The organism is Cupriavidus sp. 01L415, assembly GCF_056400065.1.
On sequence record NZ_JBFTSP010000013.1, the window covers coordinates 23,048 to 43,753 of the forward strand.

The 20,706-nt window shown below is 61.2% G+C and carries 33 protein-coding genes; 30 read left to right on the forward strand and 3 right to left on the reverse strand.

Going from position 1 to position 20,706, the window contains the following annotated elements:
- Positions 1 to 11: 11 nt before the first annotated feature.
- From rplD to dsbD, 29 genes are all read left to right on the forward strand, one after another.
- Positions 12 to 632 carry a 50S ribosomal protein L4 gene (gene rplD, locus AC1DOX_RS18665; RefSeq protein WP_029047583.1) on the forward strand — a complete coding sequence of 207 codons (621 nt, stop codon included), beginning with the start codon at positions 12 to 14 and terminating at the stop codon, positions 630 to 632.
- Entirely contained in the window at positions 629 to 943 is a 315-nt protein-coding gene (gene rplW, locus AC1DOX_RS18670) for a 50S ribosomal protein L23 (RefSeq protein ID WP_092141252.1), read from the forward strand. Before rplD ends, rplW begins: the two co-directional genes overlap by 4 nt.
- Positions 944 to 945: 2 nt before the next feature.
- Positions 946 to 1,776: a 50S ribosomal protein L2 gene (gene rplB / locus AC1DOX_RS18675; RefSeq protein WP_441619446.1), complete on the forward strand. Its 831-nt coding sequence runs from the start codon at positions 946 to 948 to the stop codon at positions 1,774 to 1,776.
- 22 nt (positions 1,777 to 1,798) lie between these two features.
- The gene (gene rpsS, locus AC1DOX_RS18680) at positions 1,799 to 2,074 is read left to right on the forward strand and encodes a 30S ribosomal protein S19 (protein ID WP_039007581.1); all 276 of its coding nucleotides are present in this window, start codon (positions 1,799 to 1,801) and stop codon (positions 2,072 to 2,074) included.
- Positions 2,075 to 2,083: 9 nt separating this feature from the next.
- The gene (rplV, locus tag AC1DOX_RS18685) at positions 2,084 to 2,413 is read left to right on the forward strand and encodes a 50S ribosomal protein L22 (RefSeq protein ID WP_092141249.1); all 330 of its coding nucleotides are present in this window, start codon (positions 2,084 to 2,086) and stop codon (positions 2,411 to 2,413) included.
- 9 nt (positions 2,414 to 2,422) lie between these two features.
- Positions 2,423 to 3,229: a 30S ribosomal protein S3 gene (rpsC, locus tag AC1DOX_RS18690; RefSeq protein WP_441619449.1), complete on the forward strand. Its 807-nt coding sequence runs from the start codon at positions 2,423 to 2,425 to the stop codon at positions 3,227 to 3,229.
- 2 nt (positions 3,230 to 3,231) lie between these two features.
- Positions 3,232 to 3,648 (forward strand): 50S ribosomal protein L16, encoded by a 417-nt coding sequence (gene rplP / locus AC1DOX_RS18695; RefSeq protein ID WP_006576240.1) that lies wholly within the window; start codon positions 3,232 to 3,234, stop codon positions 3,646 to 3,648.
- Positions 3,649 to 3,659: 11 nt separating this feature from the next.
- Positions 3,660 to 3,854, forward strand: a complete 195-nt coding sequence (gene rpmC, locus AC1DOX_RS18700; protein ID WP_092141243.1) for a 50S ribosomal protein L29 — start codon at positions 3,660 to 3,662, stop codon at positions 3,852 to 3,854.
- The gene (rpsQ, locus tag AC1DOX_RS18705; RefSeq protein ID WP_008642939.1) at positions 3,851 to 4,129 is read left to right on the forward strand and encodes a 30S ribosomal protein S17; all 279 of its coding nucleotides are present in this window, start codon (positions 3,851 to 3,853) and stop codon (positions 4,127 to 4,129) included. The genes rpmC and rpsQ overlap by 4 nt, the downstream gene beginning before the upstream one ends.
- A gap of 277 nt (positions 4,130 to 4,406) precedes the next feature.
- The gene (gene rplN / locus AC1DOX_RS18710) at positions 4,407 to 4,775 is read left to right on the forward strand and encodes a 50S ribosomal protein L14 (RefSeq protein ID WP_017225233.1); all 369 of its coding nucleotides are present in this window, start codon (positions 4,407 to 4,409) and stop codon (positions 4,773 to 4,775) included.
- Between the two features lie 9 nt (positions 4,776 to 4,784).
- Positions 4,785 to 5,093 carry a 50S ribosomal protein L24 gene (rplX, locus tag AC1DOX_RS18715; RefSeq protein ID WP_092141240.1) on the forward strand — a complete coding sequence of 103 codons (309 nt, stop codon included), beginning with the start codon at positions 4,785 to 4,787 and terminating at the stop codon, positions 5,091 to 5,093.
- A 25-nt stretch (positions 5,094 to 5,118) separates the two neighbouring features.
- Positions 5,119 to 5,661, forward strand: a complete 543-nt coding sequence (rplE, locus tag AC1DOX_RS18720) for a 50S ribosomal protein L5 (RefSeq protein ID WP_092141237.1) — start codon at positions 5,119 to 5,121, stop codon at positions 5,659 to 5,661.
- A gap of 9 nt (positions 5,662 to 5,670) precedes the next feature.
- On the forward strand, positions 5,671 to 5,976 hold the full coding sequence (gene rpsN / locus AC1DOX_RS18725) for a 30S ribosomal protein S14 (RefSeq protein WP_092141234.1): 306 nt from the start codon (positions 5,671 to 5,673) through the stop codon (positions 5,974 to 5,976).
- Positions 5,977 to 6,003: 27 nt separating this feature from the next.
- On the forward strand, positions 6,004 to 6,399 hold the full coding sequence (gene rpsH, locus AC1DOX_RS18730) for a 30S ribosomal protein S8 (RefSeq protein WP_092141231.1): 396 nt from the start codon (positions 6,004 to 6,006) through the stop codon (positions 6,397 to 6,399).
- Positions 6,400 to 6,409: 10 nt separating this feature from the next.
- Positions 6,410 to 6,943 (forward strand): 50S ribosomal protein L6, encoded by a 534-nt coding sequence (gene rplF / locus AC1DOX_RS18735; protein WP_441619452.1) that lies wholly within the window; start codon positions 6,410 to 6,412, stop codon positions 6,941 to 6,943.
- 11 nt (positions 6,944 to 6,954) lie between these two features.
- Positions 6,955 to 7,311 carry a 50S ribosomal protein L18 gene (gene rplR / locus AC1DOX_RS18740; RefSeq protein ID WP_092141294.1) on the forward strand — a complete coding sequence of 119 codons (357 nt, stop codon included), beginning with the start codon at positions 6,955 to 6,957 and terminating at the stop codon, positions 7,309 to 7,311.
- 21 nt (positions 7,312 to 7,332) lie between these two features.
- Positions 7,333 to 7,851 (forward strand): 30S ribosomal protein S5, encoded by a 519-nt coding sequence (rpsE, locus tag AC1DOX_RS18745; protein WP_092141225.1) that lies wholly within the window; start codon positions 7,333 to 7,335, stop codon positions 7,849 to 7,851.
- Positions 7,852 to 7,861: 10 nt separating this feature from the next.
- On the forward strand, positions 7,862 to 8,044 hold the full coding sequence (rpmD, locus tag AC1DOX_RS18750; protein WP_010812381.1) for a 50S ribosomal protein L30: 183 nt from the start codon (positions 7,862 to 7,864) through the stop codon (positions 8,042 to 8,044).
- 22 nt (positions 8,045 to 8,066) lie between these two features.
- The gene (gene rplO / locus AC1DOX_RS18755) at positions 8,067 to 8,501 is read left to right on the forward strand and encodes a 50S ribosomal protein L15 (RefSeq protein WP_441619455.1); all 435 of its coding nucleotides are present in this window, start codon (positions 8,067 to 8,069) and stop codon (positions 8,499 to 8,501) included.
- 49 nt (positions 8,502 to 8,550) lie between these two features.
- Positions 8,551 to 9,894 (forward strand): preprotein translocase subunit SecY, encoded by a 1,344-nt coding sequence (secY, locus tag AC1DOX_RS18760; RefSeq protein ID WP_441619457.1) that lies wholly within the window; start codon positions 8,551 to 8,553, stop codon positions 9,892 to 9,894.
- A gap of 29 nt (positions 9,895 to 9,923) precedes the next feature.
- Positions 9,924 to 10,142: a translation initiation factor IF-1 gene (infA, locus tag AC1DOX_RS18765; RefSeq protein ID WP_092141219.1), complete on the forward strand. Its 219-nt coding sequence runs from the start codon at positions 9,924 to 9,926 to the stop codon at positions 10,140 to 10,142.
- 31 nt (positions 10,143 to 10,173) lie between these two features.
- Positions 10,174 to 10,290 (forward strand): 50S ribosomal protein L36, encoded by a 117-nt coding sequence (gene rpmJ, locus AC1DOX_RS18770; RefSeq protein ID WP_008642959.1) that lies wholly within the window; start codon positions 10,174 to 10,176, stop codon positions 10,288 to 10,290.
- Between the two features lie 19 nt (positions 10,291 to 10,309).
- A complete protein-coding gene (gene rpsM, locus AC1DOX_RS18775) occupies positions 10,310 to 10,675 on the forward strand; it encodes a 30S ribosomal protein S13 (RefSeq protein WP_039007551.1) in 366 nt (121 codons plus the stop codon).
- Positions 10,676 to 10,699: 24 nt separating this feature from the next.
- Complete coding sequence (rpsK, locus tag AC1DOX_RS18780; RefSeq protein WP_008642963.1) at positions 10,700 to 11,101, forward strand: 30S ribosomal protein S11; 402 nt, start codon at positions 10,700 to 10,702, stop codon at positions 11,099 to 11,101.
- A 294-nt stretch (positions 11,102 to 11,395) separates the two neighbouring features.
- Complete coding sequence (gene rpsD, locus AC1DOX_RS18785) at positions 11,396 to 12,019, forward strand: 30S ribosomal protein S4 (protein ID WP_092141216.1); 624 nt, start codon at positions 11,396 to 11,398, stop codon at positions 12,017 to 12,019.
- Between the two features lie 175 nt (positions 12,020 to 12,194).
- Entirely contained in the window at positions 12,195 to 13,175 is a 981-nt protein-coding gene (locus AC1DOX_RS18790; protein ID WP_010812374.1) for a DNA-directed RNA polymerase subunit alpha, read from the forward strand.
- Positions 13,176 to 13,328: 153 nt separating this feature from the next.
- A complete protein-coding gene (gene rplQ / locus AC1DOX_RS18795) occupies positions 13,329 to 13,724 on the forward strand; it encodes a 50S ribosomal protein L17 (protein WP_011299296.1) in 396 nt (131 codons plus the stop codon).
- A gap of 182 nt (positions 13,725 to 13,906) precedes the next feature.
- A complete protein-coding gene (gene cutA / locus AC1DOX_RS18800; RefSeq protein ID WP_441619461.1) occupies positions 13,907 to 14,230 on the forward strand; it encodes a divalent-cation tolerance protein CutA in 324 nt (107 codons plus the stop codon).
- A 71-nt stretch (positions 14,231 to 14,301) separates the two neighbouring features.
- Positions 14,302 to 16,263 carry a protein-disulfide reductase DsbD gene (gene dsbD, locus AC1DOX_RS18805; RefSeq protein WP_441619463.1) on the forward strand — a complete coding sequence of 654 codons (1,962 nt, stop codon included), beginning with the start codon at positions 14,302 to 14,304 and terminating at the stop codon, positions 16,261 to 16,263.
- A gap of 13 nt (positions 16,264 to 16,276) precedes the next feature.
- Here the strand turns inward: dsbD and AC1DOX_RS18810 are convergent, their stop codons facing one another.
- The 3 genes from AC1DOX_RS18810 to yihA all read right to left on the reverse strand — a co-directional run bounded on the left by AC1DOX_RS18810 (position 16,277) and on the right by yihA (position 19,658).
- Positions 16,277 to 17,677, reverse strand: coding sequence for a magnesium transporter CorA family protein (locus AC1DOX_RS18810; protein ID WP_441619465.1), 1,401 nt, complete (start codon positions 17,675 to 17,677; stop codon positions 16,277 to 16,279).
- Positions 17,678 to 17,686: 9 nt separating this feature from the next.
- Positions 17,687 to 18,679: a porphobilinogen synthase gene (gene hemB / locus AC1DOX_RS18815; protein ID WP_441619467.1), complete on the reverse strand. Its 993-nt coding sequence runs from the start codon at positions 18,677 to 18,679 to the stop codon at positions 17,687 to 17,689.
- A gap of 280 nt (positions 18,680 to 18,959) precedes the next feature.
- Entirely contained in the window at positions 18,960 to 19,658 is a 699-nt protein-coding gene (gene yihA, locus AC1DOX_RS18820; RefSeq protein ID WP_441619469.1) for a ribosome biogenesis GTP-binding protein YihA/YsxC, read from the reverse strand.
- A gap of 361 nt (positions 19,659 to 20,019) precedes the next feature.
- Here yihA and AC1DOX_RS18825 point away from each other — a divergent pair, with 361 nt between their 5' ends.
- The gene (locus AC1DOX_RS18825; RefSeq protein WP_441619471.1) at positions 20,020 to 20,679 is read left to right on the forward strand and encodes a c-type cytochrome; all 660 of its coding nucleotides are present in this window, start codon (positions 20,020 to 20,022) and stop codon (positions 20,677 to 20,679) included.
- The last annotated feature ends 27 nt before the right edge of the window (positions 20,680 to 20,706 follow it).

Here is a 20,706-nt window from a genome sequence, read left to right on the forward strand (position 1 = left end):
GAGCGCATGTAATGGAACTCAAGCTCCTCCAGGACAACGGTCAAATCGGCGCCGGCGTTGCCGCGTCGCCCGAAGTGTTCGGCCGTGACTACAACGAAGCCCTCGTTCACCAGATCGTAGTTGCTTACCAGGCCAACGCTCGTAGCGGCAACCGTAAGCAGAAGGATCGTGAAGAGGTCAAGCACACGACCAAGAAGCCTTGGCGCCAGAAGGGTACGGGCCGTGCTCGTGCCGGTATGTCTTCCTCGCCGCTGTGGCGCGGGGGCGGCCGTATCTTCCCGAATTCGCCGGAAGAGAACTTCAGCCAGAAGGTCAACAAGAAGATGTTCCGTGCCGGTATGCGCTCGATTTACTCGCAGCTCGCACGTGAAGGTCGTATCAATGTGGTGGACGGTTTCACCGTCGATGCGCCCAAGACCAAGCTCTTGGCCGACAAGTTCAAGGCCATGGGCCTGGACTCGGTGCTGATCATCACCGATAGCCTCGACGAAAATCTCTACCTGGCATCCCGCAACCTGCCGCACGTGGCTGTTGTGGAGCCGCGTCAGGCTGATCCGCTGTCGCTCGTGCACTACAAGAAAGTGCTGGTGACCAAGGCGGCTGTCGCGCAGATCGAGGAGTTGCTGAAATGACGCAAGTAGCCAAGAACGATCATCGTTTGATGCAGGTGCTGCTCGCGCCGGTGGTTTCCGAAAAGGCAACCCTGGTCGCCGACAAGAATGAACAGGTCGTGTTCGAAGTGGCTCGTGATGCCGACAAGGCAGAAGTGAAGGCCGCCGTCGAACTGCTGTTCAAGGTCGAGGTGCAGTCCGTTCAGATCCTGAACCAGAAGGGCAAGCAAAAGCGCTTTGGCCGCTTCATGGGCCGTCGCAACCACGTAAAGAAGGCTTACGTGTCGCTGAAGCCGGGTCAGGAAATCAATTTTGAAGCGGAGGCCAAGTAATCATGGCACTCGTCAAGACCAAGCCGACTTCCCCGGGCCGTCGCTCGATGGTGAAGGTCGTGAACAACGACCTGCACAAGGGCGCGCCGCACGCACCGCTGCTGGAAAAGCAATTCCAGAAGTCGGGTCGTAACAATAACGGCCACATCACCACCCGTCACAAGGGCGGTGGTCATAAGCACCACTACCGTGTGGTCGACTTCAAGCGCAACGACAAGGACGGAATCCCCGCCAAGGTCGAGCGCCTGGAATACGATCCGAACCGCAGCGCCAATATCGCGCTGGTGCTGTTCGCTGACGGCGAGCGCCGCTACATCATCGCCACCAAGGGCATGGTAGCCGGCCAGTCGCTGCTGAATGGCGCGGAAGCGCCGATCAAGGCTGGCAACAACCTGCCGATCCGCAACATCCCGGTCGGTACCACGATCAACAACGTGGAAATGCTGCCTGGCAAGGGTGCCCAGATCGCCCGCGCTGCTGGCGGTTCCGCCGTGCTGCTGGCCCGTGAAGGCGTGTACGCTCAGGTGCGTCTGCGCTCCGGTGAAGTGCGTCGCGTGCACATCGAGTGCCGCGCCACCATCGGTGAAGTGGGCAACGAAGAGCACAGCCTGCGCGTCATCGGCAAGGCCGGTGCAACTCGCTGGCGTGGTATTCGCCCGACCGTTCGCGGTGTGGTGATGAACCCGGTGGACCACCCGCACGGTGGTGGTGAAGGCAAGACCGCCGCTGGTCGCGATCCGGTTTCCCCGTGGGGTACCCCGGCCAAGGGTTACCGTACCCGCAGCAACAAGCGCACTGCCAGCATGATCGTGCAGAAGCGCCACAAGCGTTAATCGGTAGGTAGGAGCCTAGAACATGACACGTTCCGCAAAAAAGGGTCCGTTCTGTGACGCCCACCTGCTGAAAAAGGTGGAAGCGGCCACGGGCGGCAAGGACAAGAAGCCCATCAAGACTTGGTCGCGTCGCTCGACCATTCTGCCGGAGTTCATCGGCCTGACGATCGCCGTTCACAACGGCCGTCAACACGTGCCGGTGTACGTTACGGAAAACATGGTTGGCCACAAGCTCGGCGAATTTGCGCTCACCCGCACGTTCAAGGGCCATGCGGCTGACAAGAAAGCGAAGAGGTAAGGTGCCATCATGGAAGTGAAAGCGATTCATCGCGGTGCCCGCATCTCCGCCCAGAAGACGCGCCTGGTCGCTGACCAGATCCGTGGTCTGCCGATCGAGCGCGCGCTCAATGTCCTGACGTTCAGCCCGAAAAAGGCTGCCGGGATCGTGAAGAAGGTGGTCGAGTCGGCCATCGCCAATGCTGAGCACAACGAAGGCGCCGATATCGACGACCTGAAGGTCAAGTCGATCTTCGTCGACAAGGCGACCTCGCTCAAGCGCTTCACCGCACGGGCAAAGGGCCGCGGCAACCGCATCGAGAAACAAACTTGTCACATCACTGTGACGCTCGGCAACTAAGGAGTCACGATGGGACAGAAGATTCATCCGACTGGCTTCCGTCTGGCCGTCAGCCGTAACTGGGCTTCGCGTTGGTACGCCAACAACACGAAGTTCGCCGGCATGCTGAAAGAAGACATCGAAGTTCGCGAATTTCTGAAGAAGAAGCTCAAGAACGCATCGGTTGGCCGTGTCGTGATCGAGCGCCCTGCCCGCAATGCCCGTCTCACCATTTACAGCTCGCGTCCGGGCGTGGTGATCGGCAAGAAGGGTGAGGACATCGAACTGCTGAAGGCCGAACTGCAACGTCGCATGGGTGTACCCGTGCACGTGAACATCGAGGAAATCCGCAAGCCGGAAACCGATGCGCAGCTGATCGCCGACTCGATTACTCAACAGCTCGAGCGTCGCATCATGTTCCGTCGCGCAATGAAGCGCGCGATGCAGAACGCGATGCGCCTGGGTGCCCAGGGCATCAAGATCATGAGCTCGGGTCGTCTGAACGGTATCGAAATCGCGCGTACCGAGTGGTACCGCGAAGGTCGTGTGCCCCTGCACACCCTGCGCGCCGACATCGACTACGGCTTCTCCGAAGCCGAAACCACCTACGGCATCATCGGTGTCAAGGTGTGGGTCTACAAGGGTGATCACCTGGGTCGCAACGAAGCGCCCGTGGTGGAAGAGCCCCAGGAAGACCGTCGTCGTCGCCCGGGTCGTCCGGAAGGTCGTCGCCGTGAAGGCGAAGGCGGCCGTCCGGGTGGCAACCGTCGCGGTGGCGCCGGTGCTGGCGCCGGTCGCCGCGCTGCGCCTGGCGCAGATGCGAAGAGTGGAGAATAAGAATGCTGCAACCTAAGCGCAGGAAGTATCGCAAGGAGCAGAAAGGCCGCAACACGGGTAAGGCTACCCGTGGCAACGCCGTGTCTTTCGGCGAGTTTGGCCTGAAGGCAATGGGACGTGGTCGTCTGACCGCGCGTCAGATCGAGTCGGCACGTCGTGCGATGACCCGTCACATCAAGCGTGGCGGCCGCATCTGGATCCGGATTTTCCCGGACAAGCCGATTTCGAAGAAGCCCGCCGAAGTCCGTATGGGTAACGGTAAGGGCAATCCGGAATACTACGTGGCTGAGATTCAGCCGGGCAAGATGCTGTACGAAATGGATGGCGTGAGCGAAGAGCTGGCGCGTGAGGCGTTCCGCCTTGCGGCCGCCAAGCTGCCGATCGCCACGAATTTCGTGGTGCGTCAGGTCGGGACGTAAGGAGAGCAGGGATGAAAGCATCCGAACTTCGCGGCAAGGACGCCGCAGGCCTGAACCAGGAGCTCTCCGAGCTGCTGAAGGCCCAATTTAGCCTGCGCATGCAAAAGGCCACCCAGCAGCTGCAGAACAGCAGCCAGCTGAAGAAGGTGCGCAAGGACATCGCGCGTGTGCAAACCGTGCTGAGCGAAAAGGCGAACGCGAAATGACTGAAGCTGCAAAGACTGAAACGTCGCTTCGCCGGACTCTCGTAGGCCGTGTCGTTAGCGACAAGATGGACAAGACCGTCACGGTCCTGATCGAAAACCGCGTCAAGCATCCCCTGTACGGCAAGTACGTGCTGCGTTCCAAGAAGTACCACGCACACGACGAAGCCAACCAGTACAAGGAAGGCGACAAGGTCGAGATCCAGGAAACGCGTCCGCTGTCGCGGACCAAGTCCTGGGTGGTTTCCCGGCTGGTAGAAGCTGCACGCGTCATCTAAGAACAACAGTTCTTGGTTGACTTGCAAGTCCAGGGTTATGTGCTATAATCCTGGACTTCCGCTTTATTGCGTTCGCCCTAGCAGCATCACCCAGGCGGGCCTCTGAAGCGAGCCAAGGCCAGGCGGTCCTGAATTTCAGGTTGCCCGGTAACTACCGACTTCAAAGTTGATCAACCCAAACGGTGCTGGCGCAAAGCTGGTTGCCGACGGGACCAAGACTGACCGGTGGACTCGATATCTGTTGGGTTCAGCGGATTAAGTTGGGAAGACAAACACCATGATTCAGACAGAAAGCCGGCTCGAAGTGGCCGATAACACTGGTGCGCGCGAAGTGCTGTGCATCAAAGTGCTGGGTGGGTCCAAGCGCCGCTATGCGAGCGTGGGCGACATCATCAAGGTGACCGTCAAGGACGCAGCGCCGCGCGGTCGCGTGAAGAAGGGCGATATCTACAATGCCGTCGTCGTGCGTACCGCCAAGGGCGTGCGCCGCGCGGACGGTTCGCTCGTCAAGTTCGACAGCAATGCAGCTGTCCTGCTGAACACCAAGCTCGAGCCGATCGGCACCCGTATCTTCGGGCCGGTGACTCGTGAACTCCGTACCGAGCGCTTCATGAAGATCGTGTCGCTCGCGCCGGAAGTGCTGTAAGGAGCCGCCATGAACAAGATTCGCAAAGGCGACGAAGTCATCGTCCTGACCGGCAAAGACAAGGGCAAGCGCGGTACCGTGCAAGCCGTGCTCGGCGACAAGGTTGCGGTAGAGGGCGTGAACGTTGCCAAGAAGCACGCTCGCCCGAACCCGATGCTGGGCACCACCGGTGGTGTGGTCGACAAGGTCATGCCGCTGCATATTTCCAACATTGCGCTCGTGGATGCCAATGGCAAGCCGTCGCGCGTCGGTTTCAAGGTCGAAGACGGTAAGCGCGTGCGCTTCCTGAAGACGACCGGTGCCGTCGTGGCTGCTTGATTCTGGGCACAGATAGGAGTTGAGCATGGCAGCACGTCTGCAAGAGTTTTACAAAGAAAAGGTTGTGCCGGCGCTGATCGAGCAGTTCGGCTACAAGTCGGTCATGGAAGTGCCGCGCATCACCAAGATCACCCTGAACATGGGTCTCGGTGAAGCCATCAATGACAAGAAGGTCATTGAACTGGCCGTGGGCGACCTGACGAAGATCGCCGGTCAGAAGCCGGTTGTGACGAAGGCCAAGAAGGCCATCGCCGGCTTCAAGATCCGCCAGGGCTATCCCATCGGTGCGATGGTGACCCTGCGCGGCGAGCGCATGTTCGAATTCCTCGATCGTTTCGTGACCGTGGCCCTGCCGCGCGTGCGTGACTTCCGTGGTGTGTCGGGCCGTTCGTTCGATGGTCGCGGCAACTACAACATCGGTGTGAAAGAGCAGATTATTTTCCCCGAGATCGAGTACGACAAGATCGACGCACTGCGTGGTCTGAACATCAGCATCACGACGACGGCAAAGAACGACGAGGAAGCCAAGGCTCTTCTGAATGCGTTCAAGTTCCCGTTCCGTAATTAAGGGGTAACCGTGGCTAAACTGGCTCTGATTGAACGTGAGAAGAAGCGCGCCAAGCTGGTGGCAAAATACGCCGCCAAGCGCGCAAACCTCAAGGCCATTATTGACGACCAAGAAAAGTCGGAAGAAGAGCGTTATCTGGCGCGTCTCGAGCTGCAACAGCTCCCGCGCAACGCGAACCCGACCCGCCAGCGTAACCGCTGCGCGATCACCGGTCGTCCCCGCGGTACCTTCCGCAAGTTTGGCCTGGCGCGTAACAAGATCCGCGAAATCGCCTTCAAGGGCGAAATCCCGGGTCTGACGAAAGCCAGCTGGTAATTACGCACAGGCTACAGGAGAAACAGTATGAGCATGAGCGATCCTATCGCCGATATGCTGACGCGCATCCGCAACGCCCAGGGCGTGCAGAAGGCGTCGGTGGTCATGCCCTCGTCGAAGCTGAAAGCGGCGATCGCCAAGGTCCTGAAGGACGAAGGCTACATCGACGACTTCGCAGTGCAGGAAGAAGGCGGCAAGGCACAACTGAGCATCGGTCTGAAGTACTACGCCGGCCGTCCGGTCATCGAGCGCATTGAACGCGTTTCGAAGCCCGGCCTGCGCGTGTACAAGGGCCGCAGCGAGATCCCCCAAGTGATGAACGGCCTGGGCGTCGCGATCATCTCGACCCCGCAGGGTCTGATGACGGACCGCAAGGCACGTGCCACTGGCGTGGGCGGCGAAGTTCTCTGCTACGTCGCGTAAGGAGCAAACTATGTCCCGTGTAGGTAAAGCTCCCATCGCGCTGCCGAAAGGCGCGGAAGTGAATGTAGCGGCTGGCGTGCTCTCCGTTAAGGGCCCGCTCGGCACGCTGTCGCAGCCGATTCACAGCCTGGTCAAGGTCAATGTCGATAACGGCACGCTGACCTTCTCGCCGGTTGACGAATCGCGTGAAGCAAACGCCCTGCAAGGCACCATGCGCGCCCTGGTGGCCAACATGGTCAAGGGTGTAACCGCCGGTTTCGAGCGCAAGCTGACCCTGGTTGGCGTGGGCTACCGTGCCCAGCTGCAAGGTGCTGCGCTGAAGCTCCAGCTTGGTTTCTCGCACGACGTGATCCATGAGATGCCGGAAGGCGTGAAGGCGGAAACGCCGACGCAGACCGAGATCATCATCAAGGGTGCGGACAAGCAGAAAGTCGGTCAGGTTGCCGCGGAAGTTCGCGCGTACCGTCCGCCTGAGCCCTACAAGGGCAAGGGTGTTCGCTACGCCGACGAGCGCGTCATCCTGAAGGAAACCAAGAAGAAGTAAGGGGTGCAATGATGAACAAGAAAGACGCTCGTTTGCGCCGTGCACGTCAGACCCGCGCCAAGATCGCGGAGATGAAAGTCAGCCGTCTGACCGTGTTCCGTACGAATTCGCACATTTACGCTCAGGTGTTCTCGCCGTGCGGCACGCAAGTGCTGGCATCGGCTTCGACCGCCGAAGCAGAAGTGCGCAAAGAACTGACCGGCAGCGGCGCGACCGTTGCCGCCGCCACCGTGGTGGGCAAGCGCGTTGCCGAGAAGGCAAAGGCTGCCGGTGTGGAAACCGTTGCGTTCGACCGCGCGGGCTTCCGCTTCCACGGCCGCGTGAAGGCCCTGGCTGACGCTGCGCGCGAAGCCGGCCTCAAGTTCTAAGCGCATAGAGAGAGATACGTCATGGCAAAGATGCAAGCAAAAGTCCAGCAGGACGAACGCGACGACGGCCTCCGCGAGAAGATGATCTCGGTCAACCGCGTCACCAAGGTGGTGAAGGGTGGCCGGATTCTCGGTTTCGCTGCGCTGACTGTGGTTGGTGACGGCGATGGCCGCATCGGCATGGGCAAGGGCAAGGCCAAGGAAGTTCCGGTGGCCGTGCAAAAGGCAATGGACGAAGCCCGTCGCAAGATGGTCAAGGTCTCGCTGAAGAACGGCACGCTGCAGCACGAGGTGATCGGCAAGCACGGCGCCGCCAAGGTGCTGATGATGCCCGCGAAGGAAGGTACTGGCGTGATCGCCGGTGGTCCGATGCGCGCGATCTTCGAAGTAATGGGCGTGACGAACGTGGTGACGAAGTCGCACGGCTCGACCAACCCTTACAACATGGTCCGCGCTACCATCGACGGTCTGCAGAAGATGAGCACGCCGGGCGAGATTGCTGCCAAGCGTGGCAAGTCGGTCGAAGACATCCTCGGCTAAGGTGAACGAAATGTCGCAGAAAACCGTAAAAGTGCAACTCGTGCGCAGCCTGATCGGCACGCGCGAGGATCATCGCGCCACCGTACGTGGTCTGGGCCTGCGCCGCATCAATTCGGTGTCGGAGCTGCAGGACACGCCCGCCGTGCGCGGCATGATCAACAAGGTCTCGTACCTGGTCAAGGTTCTGGCCTGATACCGGGGACTCGGAGAGCAACATGCAACTGAACAACCTGAAACCGGCTGCCGGTTCGAAGCACGCCAAGCGTCGCGTCGGCCGCGGTATCGGCTCCGGCCTGGGCAAGACCGCCGGTCGCGGTCACAAGGGTCAGAAGTCGCGTTCGGGCGGCTTCCACAAGGTGGGCTTCGAAGGCGGTCAAATGCCGCTGTATCGTCGCCTGCCGAAGCGTGGTTTTACCTCGCTGACCAAGGCATTCACCGCTGAGGTGACCCTGCGTGACATCGAACGCCTGGAAGCTGCTGAAGTGGACCTGCTGGTCCTGAAGCAAGCTGGCCTGGTGGGCGATCTCGTCAAGAGCGCAAAGGTCATCAAGGCCGGCGAGCTGACCCGCAAGGTAACGATCAAGGGTCTGGGCGCCACCGCTGGTGCCAAGGTCGCGATCGAAGCCGCTGGCGGCCAGATCGCTGCGTAATTTCGCAGCAGTATTCGCAGCATAGGCGAAGTCACAGTCGGAGCATCGTTTGGCCACGGCGAAACCCAATGCAAGCGCGCAAGCCAGGAACACGGCGAAGTACGGCGATCTCAAGCGCCGGCTGATGTTCCTGGTGCTGGCCCTGATCGTTTACCGCATCGGCGCACATATTCCGGTGCCGGGGATCGATCCGGAACAGCTCGCGAAGCTTTTCCAGAGTCAGTCGGGTGGCATCCTCGGGATGTTCAACCTGTTCTCGGGCGGTGCGCTGTCGCGCTTTACCGTCTTCGCGCTCGGCATCATGCCGTACATCTCGGCGTCGATCATCATGCAACTGCTGACGATCGTGCTGCCGCAGCTGGAGTCGCTGAAGAAGGAAGGGCAGGCAGGGCAGCGCAAGATCACGCAGTACACGCGCTATGGCACAGTGGTTCTGGCCACCTTCCAGGCGCTGTCGATTGCAGTCGCGCTGGAGTCGCAGCCTGGGTTGGTGATTGATCCGGGCCTGATGTTCCGGGCGACGGCGGTGATCACGCTGGTGACCGGTACGATGTTCCTGATGTGGCTGGGTGAGCAGATCACCGAGCGTGGTCTGGGCAACGGCATCTCGATCATCATTTTCGGTGGTATCGCTGCGGGCTTGCCCAATGCGATCGGCGGACTGTTCGAACTGGTCCGTACGGGTTCCATGAGCATTATTGCGTCGATCCTGATCGTGGCAATCGTGGCTGGTGTGACCTTCGCCGTGGTGTTTGTCGAGCGTGGCCAGCGCAAGATCCTGGTGAACTATGCGAAGCGTCAGGTTGGCAACAAGGTGTACGGCGGTCAGTCGTCGCACCTGCCTCTGAAGCTGAACATGGCCGGGGTGATTCCGCCGATCTTTGCATCGTCGATCATCCTGTTCCCGGCGACGATCGCGGGCTGGTTTACGTCTGACTCGACAGGTGCGGTTGGCCGGTTCATCAAGGACCTGGCTGCCACGCTGTCGCCGGGCCAGCCGGTCTACATCCTGCTGTACGCTGCTGCAATTATTTTCTTCTGCTTCTTCTATACGGCTCTGGTTTACAACAGTCGGGAAGTTGCGGATAACCTGAAGAAAAGCGGTGCCTTCATTCCGGGCATCCGTCCGGGCGAGCAAACGACGCGCTATATCGACAAGATCCTGGTGCGCCTGACGCTGGCTGGTGCGATTTACATCACGCTGGTCTGCCTGTTGCCGGAATTCCTGGTGCTGCGCTGGAACGTTCCGTTCTATTTCGGCGGAACCTCGCTGCTGATCATCGTGGTCGTCACGATGGACTTCATGGCACAGGTACAGTCCTATGTCATGTCGCAGCAGTATGAGTCGCTTCTGAAGAAGGCGAATTTCAAGGGTAACCTGACCTTGCGCTGAAGAAGGTCTGGTACAGGCTGGCTCTAGGTATGGCAAAAGACGACGTCATCCAGATGCACGGGGAGGTCCTGGAAAATCTCCCCAACGCGACGTTCCGCGTCAAGCTTGAAAATGGCCACATAGTACTGGGGCACATATCGGGCAAGATGCGAATGAACTACATCCGGATTCTTCCGGGTGACAAGGTGACTGTCGAGCTGACCCCATATGATCTGTCACGCGCACGCATCGTCTTCCGGACGAAGTGAAGCGAACAGGAATTGAAGGAAGAGGAAAATCATGAAAGTGCTGGCTTCTGTGAAGCGCATTTGCCGCAACTGCAAAATTATCAAGCGCAACGGTGTCGTGCGCGTGATCTGCTCGTCGGATCCCCGCCACAAGCAACGCCAAGGCTAATCGGAAAGAGGATTGACGAATGGCACGTATCGCAGGGGTTAACATCCCGAACCACAAGCATACCGAAATCGGCCTGACGGCTATTTACGGTATCGGCCGCTCGCGCGCTCGCAAGATCTGCGAGGCCACCGGTGTTCCTTTTGACAAGAAGGTCAAGGACCTGACCGACGCCGACCTGGAAAAGCTTCGTGACGAAGTGGGTAAGGTCACGGTTGAGGGTGACCTGCGTCGCGAAACCACGATGAATATCAAGCGTCTGATGGACCTTGGTTGCTATCGTGGCGTCCGTCACCGCAGGGGCCTGCCGATGCGCGGCCAGCGTACCCGCACCAACGCCCGCACCCGTAAGGGTCCGCGTAAGGCCGGCGTGGCTCTGAAGAAGTAAAGCCGAAGGCATAGGAAGAAACTAATGGCAAAAGGTCCGAACAACGCCGCCCAGCGCGCGCGTAAGAAGGTCAAGAAGAACGTTGCCGACGGCATTGCGCACGTCCACGCCTCGTTCAACAACACCATCATCACGATCACCGACCGCCAGGGTAACGCCCTGTCGTGGGCGACCGCTGGTGGCCAGGGCTTCAAGGGTTCGCGCAAGTCGACCCCCTTCGCTGCTCAGGTCGCTGCCGAAAACGCCGGCCGTGTCGCACAAGACCAGGGTATCAAGAACCTGGAAGTGCGCATCAAGGGCCCCGGCCCTGGCCGTGAATCGGCTGTCCGCGCGCTGAACGCGCTGGGTATCAAGATCGCCGTGATCGAAGATGTGACGCCAGTGCCGCACAACGGCTGCCGTCCGCCGAAGCGCCGTCGTATCTAATCGCTTTGGTGTGCCGGAGGCGAGAAGGGGATTTCTCTCTTGCCTCCGCGATGTGGTAGTATCGCGCGCTGACCTGCTGCAATTCGTTGCGGCAGGTTTTCGTTTTGCGTCTGCACAATCTGGCGGCCTGTCTTGGCCGCCGCAATGCGGACGACACTGTCATGCTTTTGCGTTGCCTCCGGGTGGCTCAGGCCGCTGCGGATGAAGAACCATAAGCCCACCGTCCGTCGCACACGTGGATGACGGACTCGCGGCGCGTCTGAATGGCGTCGCGATCGATCAAAGGAAGATAAAGTGGCACGTTATACCGGCCCGAAGGCCAAACTTTCCCGCCGCGAAGGCACCGATCTGTTCCTGAAGAGCGCCCGTCGCTCGCTGGCCGACAAGTGCAAGCTGGACAGCAAGCCTGGCCAACACGGCCGCACTTCGGGTGCCCGCACGTCCGACTACGGCAACCAGCTGCGTGAAAAGCAGAAGGTCAAGCGCATCTACGGTGTGCTCGAGCGCCAGTTCCGTCGCTACTTCGCTGAAGCCGACCGCCGCAAGGGCAACACCGGCGAAAACCTGCTGCAACTGCTGGAATCGCGCCTGGACAACGTCGTGTATCGCATGGGCTTCGGCTCGACGCGCGCTGAAGCGCGTCAGCTGGTGTCGCACAAGGCCATCCTGGTGAACGGCGTGGCCCTGAACGTGCCGTCGGCCCAGATCAAGGCAGGCGACGTGGTGACGGTACGTGAGCAATCGAAGAAGCAGGTCCGTATTGCCGAAGCGCTGTCGCTGGCCGAGCAGTCGGGCTTCCCGACCTGGGTGGCGGTGGACTCCAAGAAGTTCGAAGGCACCTTCAAGCAAGCCCCTGATCGCGCCGATATCTCTGGCGATATCAACGAAAGCCTGATCGTCGAATTGTATTCGCGTTAATCGCCGGATCGATCATCGAACGGTTCAGCGCTTGCCTTCATCACAAGGCTTAGCTTTCAGCCCGACGCGCTTTGCGGCGCGTCGGGCTTATTGCCCATCGTGCGATGGGATTTTCAGGTTCCAAACGTCAGCCTTATCGGTGTAACGAGCCGAGGGTATTGAAAAGGACAACCTAATGCAAACAGCACTCCTCAAGCCAAAAATCATCGCCGTTGAACCGCTTGGCGACCATCACGCCAAAGTCGTGATGGAGCCGTTTGAGCGCGGTTACGGCCATACGCTCGGTAACGCCCTGCGTCGCGTGCTGCTGTCGTCGATGGTCGGCTATGCGCCGACCGAAGTCACGATCGCTGGGGTCGTCCACGAGTATTCCACCATTGATGGCGTGCAGGAAGACGTCGTCAACCTGCTCCTCAACCTGAAGGGCGTGGTGTTCAAGCTCCACAACCGCGACGAAGTCACAGTGTCGTTGCGCAAGGATGGAGAAGGCGTGGTCACGGCTGCAGATATCGAGCTGCCGCACGACGTGGAAATCATCAACCCGAATCACGTGATCGCCCATCTGTCCGCCGGCGGCAAGCTGGACATGCAGATCAAGGTCGAACAAGGCCGCGGCTACGTGCCGGGCAACGTGCGCAAGTTCGGCGACGAGAGCGGCAAGGTCATCGGCCGCATCGTTCTGGACGCTTCGTTCTCGCCAGTCCGCCGTGTATCGTACGCGGTGGAGTCGGCGCGTGTGGAACAGCGTACCGACCTGGATAAGCTGGTGATGAACATCGAAACCGACGGCGTGATCTCGCCGGAGGAAGCGATTCGTCAGTCGGCTCGTATCCTGGTTGATCAGTTGTCCGTGTTCGCAGCGCTGGAAGGTACCGAGTCCGCCGCCGAGGCCGCGTCGAGCCGCACGCCGCAGATCGATCCAATCCTGCTGCGCCCGGTCGACGACCTGGAACTGACGGTGCGTTCGGCCAACTGCCTGAAGGCCGAGAACATCTACTATATCGGCGACCTGATCCAGCGTACCGAGAACGAACTGCTCAAGACCCCGAACCTGGGTCGCAAGTCGCTCAACGAGATCAAGGAAGTCCTCGCCTCCCGTGGCCTGACGCTCGGCATGAAGCTCGAGAACTGGCCGCCCGCAGGCCTGGAGAAGTAATTGACGATGCGGGGCCGCGGCGACGCGCTCCCGCTTGTCATCGCGCCGCAGGCATTTTGCCCGAGGCATTGAAGCACTACCGGCCCGCGCCCGCGCTGTTTTGCGGAGGCGATAGAAGAGCTGGTCAAACACTGAAACAAGAAAGGAATCATCATGCGTCACCGTCATGGTTTGCGGAAACTTAACCGCACCTCGTCGCACCGTCTCGCGATGCTGCGCAACATGTCCAACTCGCTGTTCCAGCACGAGCTGATCAAGACCACCCTGCCCAAGGCCAAGGAACTGCGCAAGGTTGTCGAGCCCCTGATCACGCTGGCCAAGAAGGACACCGTTGCCAACCGCCGTCTGGCTTTCGCCCGTCTGCGCGATCGCGACATGGTTACCAAGCTGTTCACCGAACTGGGTCCGCGTTACAACGCTCGTCCGGGCGGCTACACCCGTATCCTGAAGTTCGGCTTCCGTCAGGGCGATAACGCGCCGATGGCGCTGGTCGAACTGGTGGATCGTCCGGAAATCACCGAAGCCCCGGCCGAAGAAGCTGCGGAATAAGGTGATGGCCGTAGCCCGTCAGCGATGACGGGTTCGCGTGCGCCGCTTTACAATCGAGCCAGGCTTATTGCCTGGCTCTTTTGTTTTGTGCACTGGATACTGGCGACGATGGCGAGGACGACATGACTGTTTCAGAATCCGCTCAGATCCGGTCCGCCGGAGAGGCGCCAGAATCGGTGCTCATGGCGATGACAAACCTGCCGGATGAAGCCGCAGCGACACGCATGGCCCGGGCCATACTGGAAGCCCGCGTGGCAGCGTGCGTGAACCGCCTGTCACCTTGCCAGTCCGAGTACTGGTGGCAGGGCGGGCTGGAGCAGGCGCAGGAGTGGCCATTGCTGATCAAGACCACACAAGGGCAATATGCCGCGCTGGAAGCGGTGGTTCGCGCGGAGCATCCCTATGATGTACCCGAGCTCGTCGCGTGGCCGGTGGCGGCCGGCTTCCAACCCTATCTGACCTGGGTGCGCGATGAAGCAACCGGTCGCCCCTCGGCGCCCGCCTAAGCCACCGGGGCAGACGGCGCGGCCGTAGAAGACTCTCGAAGCATCGGAACACGAATATGGGAATGACGGGTATGAGCATCGGAATAGGGTTGAAAACCGGTGCGAGGCTGGCAAACGGGCTGCGACATATCGTCGCAGCCTTGCTCATGATTTGCGCCTGCCTGATGCTCAATACCGTCGCGCATGCCGCTTCGGAGGACGACTTCCTGCCGCCCGAGCAGGCGTTCCGATTCGCGGCGAAGCAGATCGATGCCAAGACCATCGAGGTCCGCTTCAACGTGGCCGATGGCTACTACTTATACCGGGAGCGCTTTGCGTTTGCGACCCAGCCGGCAACGGTCAAACTGGGCGCGCCAGTGATGCCGCAGGGCAAGGTCCATTTCGACGAGACGTTCGGGAAGGACATGGAAACGTACCGGGGCAGCGTGGTTGTCAGGGTTCCCTTCGATGGCGTGCCTGCGGATGGCCGCTGGTCGCTCGTGGTGACGTCCCAAGGCTGTGCGGACAAGGGGCTTTGCTATCCGCCGATGGAGAGCGTGTACAAGGTCGGTGGCTCGGTACTCGGGGGCCTGTTCGGCGACCGGGGAGCGCCGGTGCGATCGACGCCCGCGGCACCCGCTACGTCCGCAACGACACCGTCCGGCGCGAGCCCCTCTACTGACGACAATGTCCCAACCGCCGCCGGCCCTGCACCGGCTCGCAGAATCGCACTGAGCGACGACAACGACCGCATCGCGGGGGCGCTGGCCAGTCGCAATCTCGGTGTGATCGCCGCGTTGTTCTTTGGGCTGGGCTTGTTGCTCACTTTCACACCCTGCGTATTGCCGATGATACCGATCCTCTCGTCGATCGTCGTCGGCGAGCACGTGACGCGAGGCCGTGCCTTCGTCGTGTCGCTGGCCTACGTGCTCGGCATGGCCGTCGTCTATACGGCGGTAGGCGTGGCGGCGGGACTGGCTGGTGAAGGGCTTTCAGCTGCGCTGCAAACGCCCTGGATACTCGGCACATTCGCGATGCTGATGGTCGTCCTGGCGCTGTCGATGTTCGGTCTTTACGAACTTCAGTTGCCGCAGCGCTGGCAGACCCGCCTCACTGCGTCTTCGAATCGCCGCCAGGGTGGCCAAATAGTCGGCGCGGTTGCGATGGGAGCCATCTCGGCGCTGATTGTCGGCCCGTGCGTTACCGCCCCGCTCGCGGGTGCGCTGGCTTATATCGCGCAGACTGGGGACGCCATGACCGGTGGTGGCGCACTGCTTGCCATGGCACTGGGCATGGGCGTCCCCTTGGTACTGGTGGGCGTGGGCGCCGGCAACCTGCTGCCACGTGCCGGGAAATGGATGGAAGCCACCAAACGATTCTTCGGCTTCCTGCTGCTCGGCGTGGCGATCTGGATGGTGACGCCCGTCGTCCCGGTGTGGATCGTCATGGCAGCCTGGGCCATGTTGCTGATTGTCGCCGCCGTGTACCTGGGCGCTTTTGATTCACTCGGCCCCGATCCGCGTGGCCTGCTGCGGCTAGGTAAGGGAATTGGTCTACTTGCCGCGTTGGCAGGAGCCATTCAGCTCGTGGGCCTGGCGTCAGGCGGTCGGGATCCGCTGCAGCCGTTATCTCATCTGAGCCTGTCGTCAGGTGGTGCTCAGGCGCCTCGTGTGGAAGCCATTCGCTTCGAACGCGTACGATCCATCGCAGAACTCGATGCTCGTGTAGCGCAGGCCGCGACAGCGGGTCGACCTGTCCTGCTCGATTTCTACGCCGACTGGTGCGTCAGCTGCAAGGAAATGGAGAAGCTGACGTTCCCGGATGCCAAGGTGCGGGCCCGGCTCGCGGACGTTGTATTGCTGCAGGCCGATGTAACTGCCAACAATGCCGACGATCGGGCGCTGCTCAAGCGCTTCGGTCTGTTTGGGCCGCCGGGCATCATTCTGTTTGGCCCCGATGGTCGCGAGCGACCGGTCCGCGTTATTGGCTACCAACCGGCGCGCCGCTTCCTGGATAGTCTTGAACGGGCGTTCGGCCCGCAGGCAAGGATCTGACCGGGGCGGGGTGTCAGCGGTCCAGCAAGCGACCCAGGCCCCAGATTGCACCAATGACGGCGACCACGGCGCCCATCAAGCCGATGGACCACCAGAAGCCCTGAGGCTCCCGTAGCCAGGGCATGCGATCAAAGTTCATCCCGAAAATGCCCGTGATCAGCGTCAGCGGCATGAACAGCGCCGTGATCACAGTCAGCGTGCGCATGGTTCGGTTGGTTCTGTGCGCCACCGCCGAGAAGTGGATTTGCACAGCAGACTCGATCGAGTCCTCCAGACGCCGGGTATGCGCCAGCACGCGCAGGATGTGCTCCATCAGGTCGGTGATACGCACGAGCAATACGTCGTCCCGACTCGCCGCGCTGCCGCTTGCACCCTCCGTTCCTTCTGTGCTGTAACGGTTGTCGAGCAGGCTGTCCCTGAATTCCTGCAGCGCGTCGCGTTGCTCTTCGCTCAGGTGCTCGAGCCGACGCAATTGGATGCGGGCGTCGAGTAGTCCCTCCCAGCTGGAAAAGCTCCTGCGCGTGCTCAGTAGCGCTCGCTGCCATCGATCCAACTGGCGCGTCAGCGGAGCGCGCAGATCCAGGTAGCGATCGACCATCGCATTGAGCAGGCGCAGCATCAGGTCCTCCGGCCGCGTGGGCGGCCGTATGCCATGAACCAAAGCCGCCGAGCCATTGGCCTGCGATGCTGCTGGCCGTGGCGCGCCACAGAGCTCCAGCAAGCGTTGGCGCACCTGATCGATCGTGCGCGATGGACCGGGCCGTATCGTTACCAGCACATTGTCGAAGACAAAAAACGCAACGGGCTGGGTGTCGATGCGTGCGAGCGCGGGCAGGAAGCCAGGTGGGTACTTCCGCGATGCCTTCTGGGGTGCGGACTTCGGCGGCGCAGCCGTGGTCGATGAAGTAGTCGAAGAAGCCGAGGCTGCGGCCGACGCGAGCGAGGCAGAGCTCGAGTAGTCGACTGACGAGCCCGCCAAAGACGTGGCCGGCGGTGCCATCGATGTCGCTCCCGACGAAGCATTTACTGCCCCTGAGGCGGGCATGGCCGACACACCAAGCGTACCCAGTGCTGCGCCTGTGCCTTCCGCTGCATGCGTAGCTTCCGCTTCAGCAAACAGGCGACTGGTCTCGAACGTGAGCTTGCGAAAGATCACCATGTCATACGCATTGGTCGTGTCGAAGAACGACGGATGCGCAGGATTGGTGGCATCGACCAGGTGCAGGTCGAGGATGGGCGCGCCGGTGAGCGCAATCAGGCCGTCGCGCCATGCGGCGGGCGCTGGCGCGACTTCTTCAGTGTTGAAATCGGCCCAGACAAAGCGGGCGGCCGCGTTGCCTGCCAGGAAGTCCCTGGCTGCGTCCAGTGTGGCGAGCGGGTGAACCTGGCTGGCCGAGAACCCGAGCAGCTGCATGCGTGGCAGTCAGGCGGCCAGCAGGCGGGCGGCGTCGCGGGCGAAGTAGGTCAGGATGCCATCGGCGCCGGCACGACGGAATGCCAGCAGCGATTCCATCATCACCTTGTCATGGTCCAGCCAGCCATTCTGCGCGGCGGCCTTGAGCATCGCGTACTCGCCGCTTACCTGGTACACGTAGGTCGGGAAACGGAACTCGTCCTTCACACGGCGCACGATGTCGAGGTACGGCATGCCCGGCTTGACCATGACCATGTCGGCGCCTTCCAGGATATCCTGGGCCACTTCGCGCAAGGCTTCGTCGGTGTTGGCCGGGTCCATCTGGTAGGTCATCTTGTTGCCCTTGCCCAGATTGGCTGCGGAGCCCACTGCATCGCGGAATGGGCCATAGAACGCCGATGCGTACTTGGCCGAATAGGCCATGATGCGCGTGTGAATGTGGCCCGCGTCTTCCAGCGCGCTGCGCACGGCGCCGATACGGCCGTCCATCATGTCAGACGGGGCAACGATGTCCACCCCGGCCTCGGCTTGCACGAGCGCTTGCCTGACCAGGAGGTCGACAGTGATGTCGTTGATCACGTAACCGTTGTCATCGAGCACGCCATCCTGACCGTGGCTCGTGTACGGGTCCAGCGCGACGTCCGTCAGGACGCCCAGTTCCGGGAATCGGTCCTTGAGGGCACGGACTGCGCGAGGCACCAGACCTTCTGCGCGCGTGGCTTCAATGCCATCGGGTGTCTTAATCGACGGGTCGATCACCGGGAACAGCGCAATGACAGGAATGCCGAGCTTTACGCAGTCCTCTGCGATCGGCATGAGCAGGTCCACAGAGACACGTTCCACACCCGGCATCGACGCCACCGACTGCCGCTGATTCTGGCCTTCCAGGATGAACACCGGATAGATCAGGTTGTCGGGCGACAGGCGATTTTCGCGCATCATGCGACGCGAGAAATCATCGCGGCGCATGCGACGGGGACGATACTCGGGGAAGGTGGACATGGCTGGATTCTGGGAGAGTCGTGGACGAATGCGCGGCGCACGTCACCGCGAAACCCCGCGGCGAATCACGCCGAAAGAAAAACTAAACTTTTGTGCGTGCCCGCTATCATACTCGCGGACACCTTGTGTTGCTTCGCGCAGCGCAGGTGTCCCCCGCTACTCCTCCCTGAGCGGGTACCCGCCCTGAACCGGTGGGAAAGTTCGTCCCCGTTGCTTGCAACGGGGCTTTTTTTTTGTCGATCCGGATCAGAGCGATGCGCGAGCGTCAGGCCTTCGTACTTCAGGCCTCAGGTCCAGGCGACGAGGGCGGGGCGGCAGGCGCCGGCGCAGCGGGTGCGACCTGGGCTTCCGGCAGCGAGAGCCAGCCGGCCACCACACGCTGTGCCTCCTCGATGCCGCGGCGCTTCAGGCTCGAGAACAACTGAGCCGACATCGGCGGCGGGTTTTCCAACTGCGCCGCATAATCCTCCAGCATCTGCCGCGTTTCGCGCAGTGCCTTGGCGTTCTCGCTGTTGGTCAGCTTGTCGGCCTTGGTCAGCAGTATATGGATCGGGCGACCTGTGGGCAGGAACCACTCCACCATCTGGCAATCGAGGTCGGTAAAGGGGCGGCGCGCGTCCATCATCAGCACCAGGCCGGAGAGCTGCGCACGTGTCTGCACGTAGTCGGACAGCAAGCCTTGCCAGTGGTACTTGGCCGATCCCGATACCTCCGCATAGCCATAGCCGGGCAGGTCGACGAGAAATGCCAGTGGGTCCGGCGCCTTGACCGGTGCGACGGAGAAGTAGTTGATGTGCTGCGTGCGACCTGGTGTTCGCGACGAAAATGCGAGCCGTTTCTGGTTGCACAGAATGTTGATCGCGGTGGACTTGCCGGCGTTGGAGCGGCCGGCAAACGCCACCTCGGGCACGGCCGTGGCCGGCAGGTCGCGCAGATGGTTGACGGTGATAAAAAAGCGGGCCTGATGTAGGAGTGACATGCGGGGAATGCGTTGGGGCGGGTGAACGATGGCGCGGGTTGCGCGGCATGTGGTTCACGTCGCCGGAAGGGGGGCCGGCCTTGCCTTGTGTGGCGGCGCCACAGAGGCTGAGCTAAGTCAATCCGGAAAGCGATTTATTGTACAATAACCCGGTTTACGGTCTCCTGAATGGGTGACGTGTGGCATCCTTGCAGGTCGTAATCTAGGGTGTCCGGTCCCATCCAGGGCGCCTTCGTGTATCCCGTTCCATCGGGCCGGTGTCACGATGTCAGGTCATTGCAAAACAGGCGCGTCCTCACCGCCGGCAAGGGTCGACCGACATGCATTACGGTGTTCATAACAATTCTGACAAGGTGTGCGAATGAACCGCATTGCGAAACTTCTGGCTGTCATGGCGCTGGCTGTCCCGGCTGCGGCAATGACAGGACTGGCATCTGCCGCAGAGCAGGCCGCTTCCAAGGCGGATCCCGCCAAGGGCGAAACGCTTTACTCGCAAGGCGCGCCCGATCGCAATGTTCCCGCATGTCTTTCCTGCCACGGTGCTGCCGGTAACAGCGGCGCGGCAGCGAATCCCAAGCTGGCCGGCCAGCAGGCCGAATACGTCCACAAGCAACTGGCCGACTTCAAGGACAAGACCCGTAGCAACGCCATCATGACGCCGTATGCGTCGGTCCTGACCGACCAGGAGATGAAAGACCTGGGCGCCTACCTGGCCAAGCAGCAGCTCAAGCCCGCCACGGCCAAGAACAAGGACACAATCGAGGCTGGGCAGAAGATTTATCGCGGCGGCATCGCTGCCAAGGGCGTACCGGCCTGCGCAGGCTGCCACGGTCCGACCGGCGCCGGCATCCCCGCACAATACCCGCGTATCGGTGGGCAATATTCCGAGTACACCGAAGCGCAACTGGTGGCATTCCGCCAGGGCACCCGCAAGAACAATTCGGTCATGAGCACGATCACCGCCAGGATGTCCGACGCCGAGATCAAGGCCGTCGCCGACTACGTGGCCGGCGTTCGCTGAGTCGTTCCGGGCCGGAGCGCGGGGGGA

What these genes read in the sequence shown, in the direction of transcription:
- rplD (WP_029047583.1), top strand. Translation starts at nt 12, where the DNA reads ATGGAACTCAAGCTCCTCCAGGACAACGGTCAAATCGGCGCCGGCGTT.
- rplW (WP_092141252.1), top strand. Translation starts at nt 629, where the DNA reads ATGACGCAAGTAGCCAAGAACGATCATCGTTTGATGCAGGTGCTGCTC.
- rplB (WP_441619446.1), top strand. Translation starts at nt 946, where the DNA reads ATGGCACTCGTCAAGACCAAGCCGACTTCCCCGGGCCGTCGCTCGATG.
- rpsS (WP_039007581.1), top strand. Translation starts at nt 1,799, where the DNA reads ATGACACGTTCCGCAAAAAAGGGTCCGTTCTGTGACGCCCACCTGCTG.
- rplV (WP_092141249.1), top strand. Translation starts at nt 2,084, where the DNA reads ATGGAAGTGAAAGCGATTCATCGCGGTGCCCGCATCTCCGCCCAGAAG.
- rpsC (WP_441619449.1), top strand. Translation starts at nt 2,423, where the DNA reads ATGGGACAGAAGATTCATCCGACTGGCTTCCGTCTGGCCGTCAGCCGT.
- rplP (WP_006576240.1), top strand. Translation starts at nt 3,232, where the DNA reads ATGCTGCAACCTAAGCGCAGGAAGTATCGCAAGGAGCAGAAAGGCCGC.
- rpmC (WP_092141243.1), top strand. Translation starts at nt 3,660, where the DNA reads ATGAAAGCATCCGAACTTCGCGGCAAGGACGCCGCAGGCCTGAACCAG.
- rpsQ (WP_008642939.1), top strand. Translation starts at nt 3,851, where the DNA reads ATGACTGAAGCTGCAAAGACTGAAACGTCGCTTCGCCGGACTCTCGTA.
- rplN (WP_017225233.1), top strand. Translation starts at nt 4,407, where the DNA reads ATGATTCAGACAGAAAGCCGGCTCGAAGTGGCCGATAACACTGGTGCG.
- rplX (WP_092141240.1), top strand. Translation starts at nt 4,785, where the DNA reads ATGAACAAGATTCGCAAAGGCGACGAAGTCATCGTCCTGACCGGCAAA.
- rplE (WP_092141237.1), top strand. Translation starts at nt 5,119, where the DNA reads ATGGCAGCACGTCTGCAAGAGTTTTACAAAGAAAAGGTTGTGCCGGCG.
- rpsH (WP_092141231.1), top strand. Translation starts at nt 6,004, where the DNA reads ATGAGCATGAGCGATCCTATCGCCGATATGCTGACGCGCATCCGCAAC.
- rplF (WP_441619452.1), top strand. Translation starts at nt 6,410, where the DNA reads ATGTCCCGTGTAGGTAAAGCTCCCATCGCGCTGCCGAAAGGCGCGGAA.
- rplR (WP_092141294.1), top strand. Translation starts at nt 6,955, where the DNA reads ATGAACAAGAAAGACGCTCGTTTGCGCCGTGCACGTCAGACCCGCGCC.
- rpsE (WP_092141225.1), top strand. Translation starts at nt 7,333, where the DNA reads ATGGCAAAGATGCAAGCAAAAGTCCAGCAGGACGAACGCGACGACGGC.
- rpmD (WP_010812381.1), top strand. Translation starts at nt 7,862, where the DNA reads ATGTCGCAGAAAACCGTAAAAGTGCAACTCGTGCGCAGCCTGATCGGC.
- rplO (WP_441619455.1), top strand. Translation starts at nt 8,067, where the DNA reads ATGCAACTGAACAACCTGAAACCGGCTGCCGGTTCGAAGCACGCCAAG.
- infA (WP_092141219.1), top strand. Translation starts at nt 9,924, where the DNA reads ATGGCAAAAGACGACGTCATCCAGATGCACGGGGAGGTCCTGGAAAAT.
- rpmJ (WP_008642959.1), top strand. Translation starts at nt 10,174, where the DNA reads ATGAAAGTGCTGGCTTCTGTGAAGCGCATTTGCCGCAACTGCAAAATT.
- rpsM (WP_039007551.1), top strand. Translation starts at nt 10,310, where the DNA reads ATGGCACGTATCGCAGGGGTTAACATCCCGAACCACAAGCATACCGAA.
- rpsK (WP_008642963.1), top strand. Translation starts at nt 10,700, where the DNA reads ATGGCAAAAGGTCCGAACAACGCCGCCCAGCGCGCGCGTAAGAAGGTC.
- AC1DOX_RS18790 (WP_010812374.1), top strand. Translation starts at nt 12,195, where the DNA reads ATGCAAACAGCACTCCTCAAGCCAAAAATCATCGCCGTTGAACCGCTT.
- rplQ (WP_011299296.1), top strand. Translation starts at nt 13,329, where the DNA reads ATGCGTCACCGTCATGGTTTGCGGAAACTTAACCGCACCTCGTCGCAC.
- cutA (WP_441619461.1), top strand. Translation starts at nt 13,907, where the DNA reads ATGGCGATGACAAACCTGCCGGATGAAGCCGCAGCGACACGCATGGCC.
- dsbD (WP_441619463.1), top strand. Translation starts at nt 14,302, where the DNA reads ATGAGCATCGGAATAGGGTTGAAAACCGGTGCGAGGCTGGCAAACGGG.
- AC1DOX_RS18810 (WP_441619465.1), bottom strand. Translation starts at nt 17,677, where the DNA reads ATGCAGCTGCTCGGGTTCTCGGCCAGCCAGGTTCACCCGCTCGCCACA.
- hemB (WP_441619467.1), bottom strand. Translation starts at nt 18,679, where the DNA reads ATGTCCACCTTCCCCGAGTATCGTCCCCGTCGCATGCGCCGCGATGAT.
- yihA (WP_441619469.1), bottom strand. Translation starts at nt 19,658, where the DNA reads ATGTCACTCCTACATCAGGCCCGCTTTTTTATCACCGTCAACCATCTG.
- AC1DOX_RS18825 (WP_441619471.1), top strand. Translation starts at nt 20,020, where the DNA reads ATGAACCGCATTGCGAAACTTCTGGCTGTCATGGCGCTGGCTGTCCCG.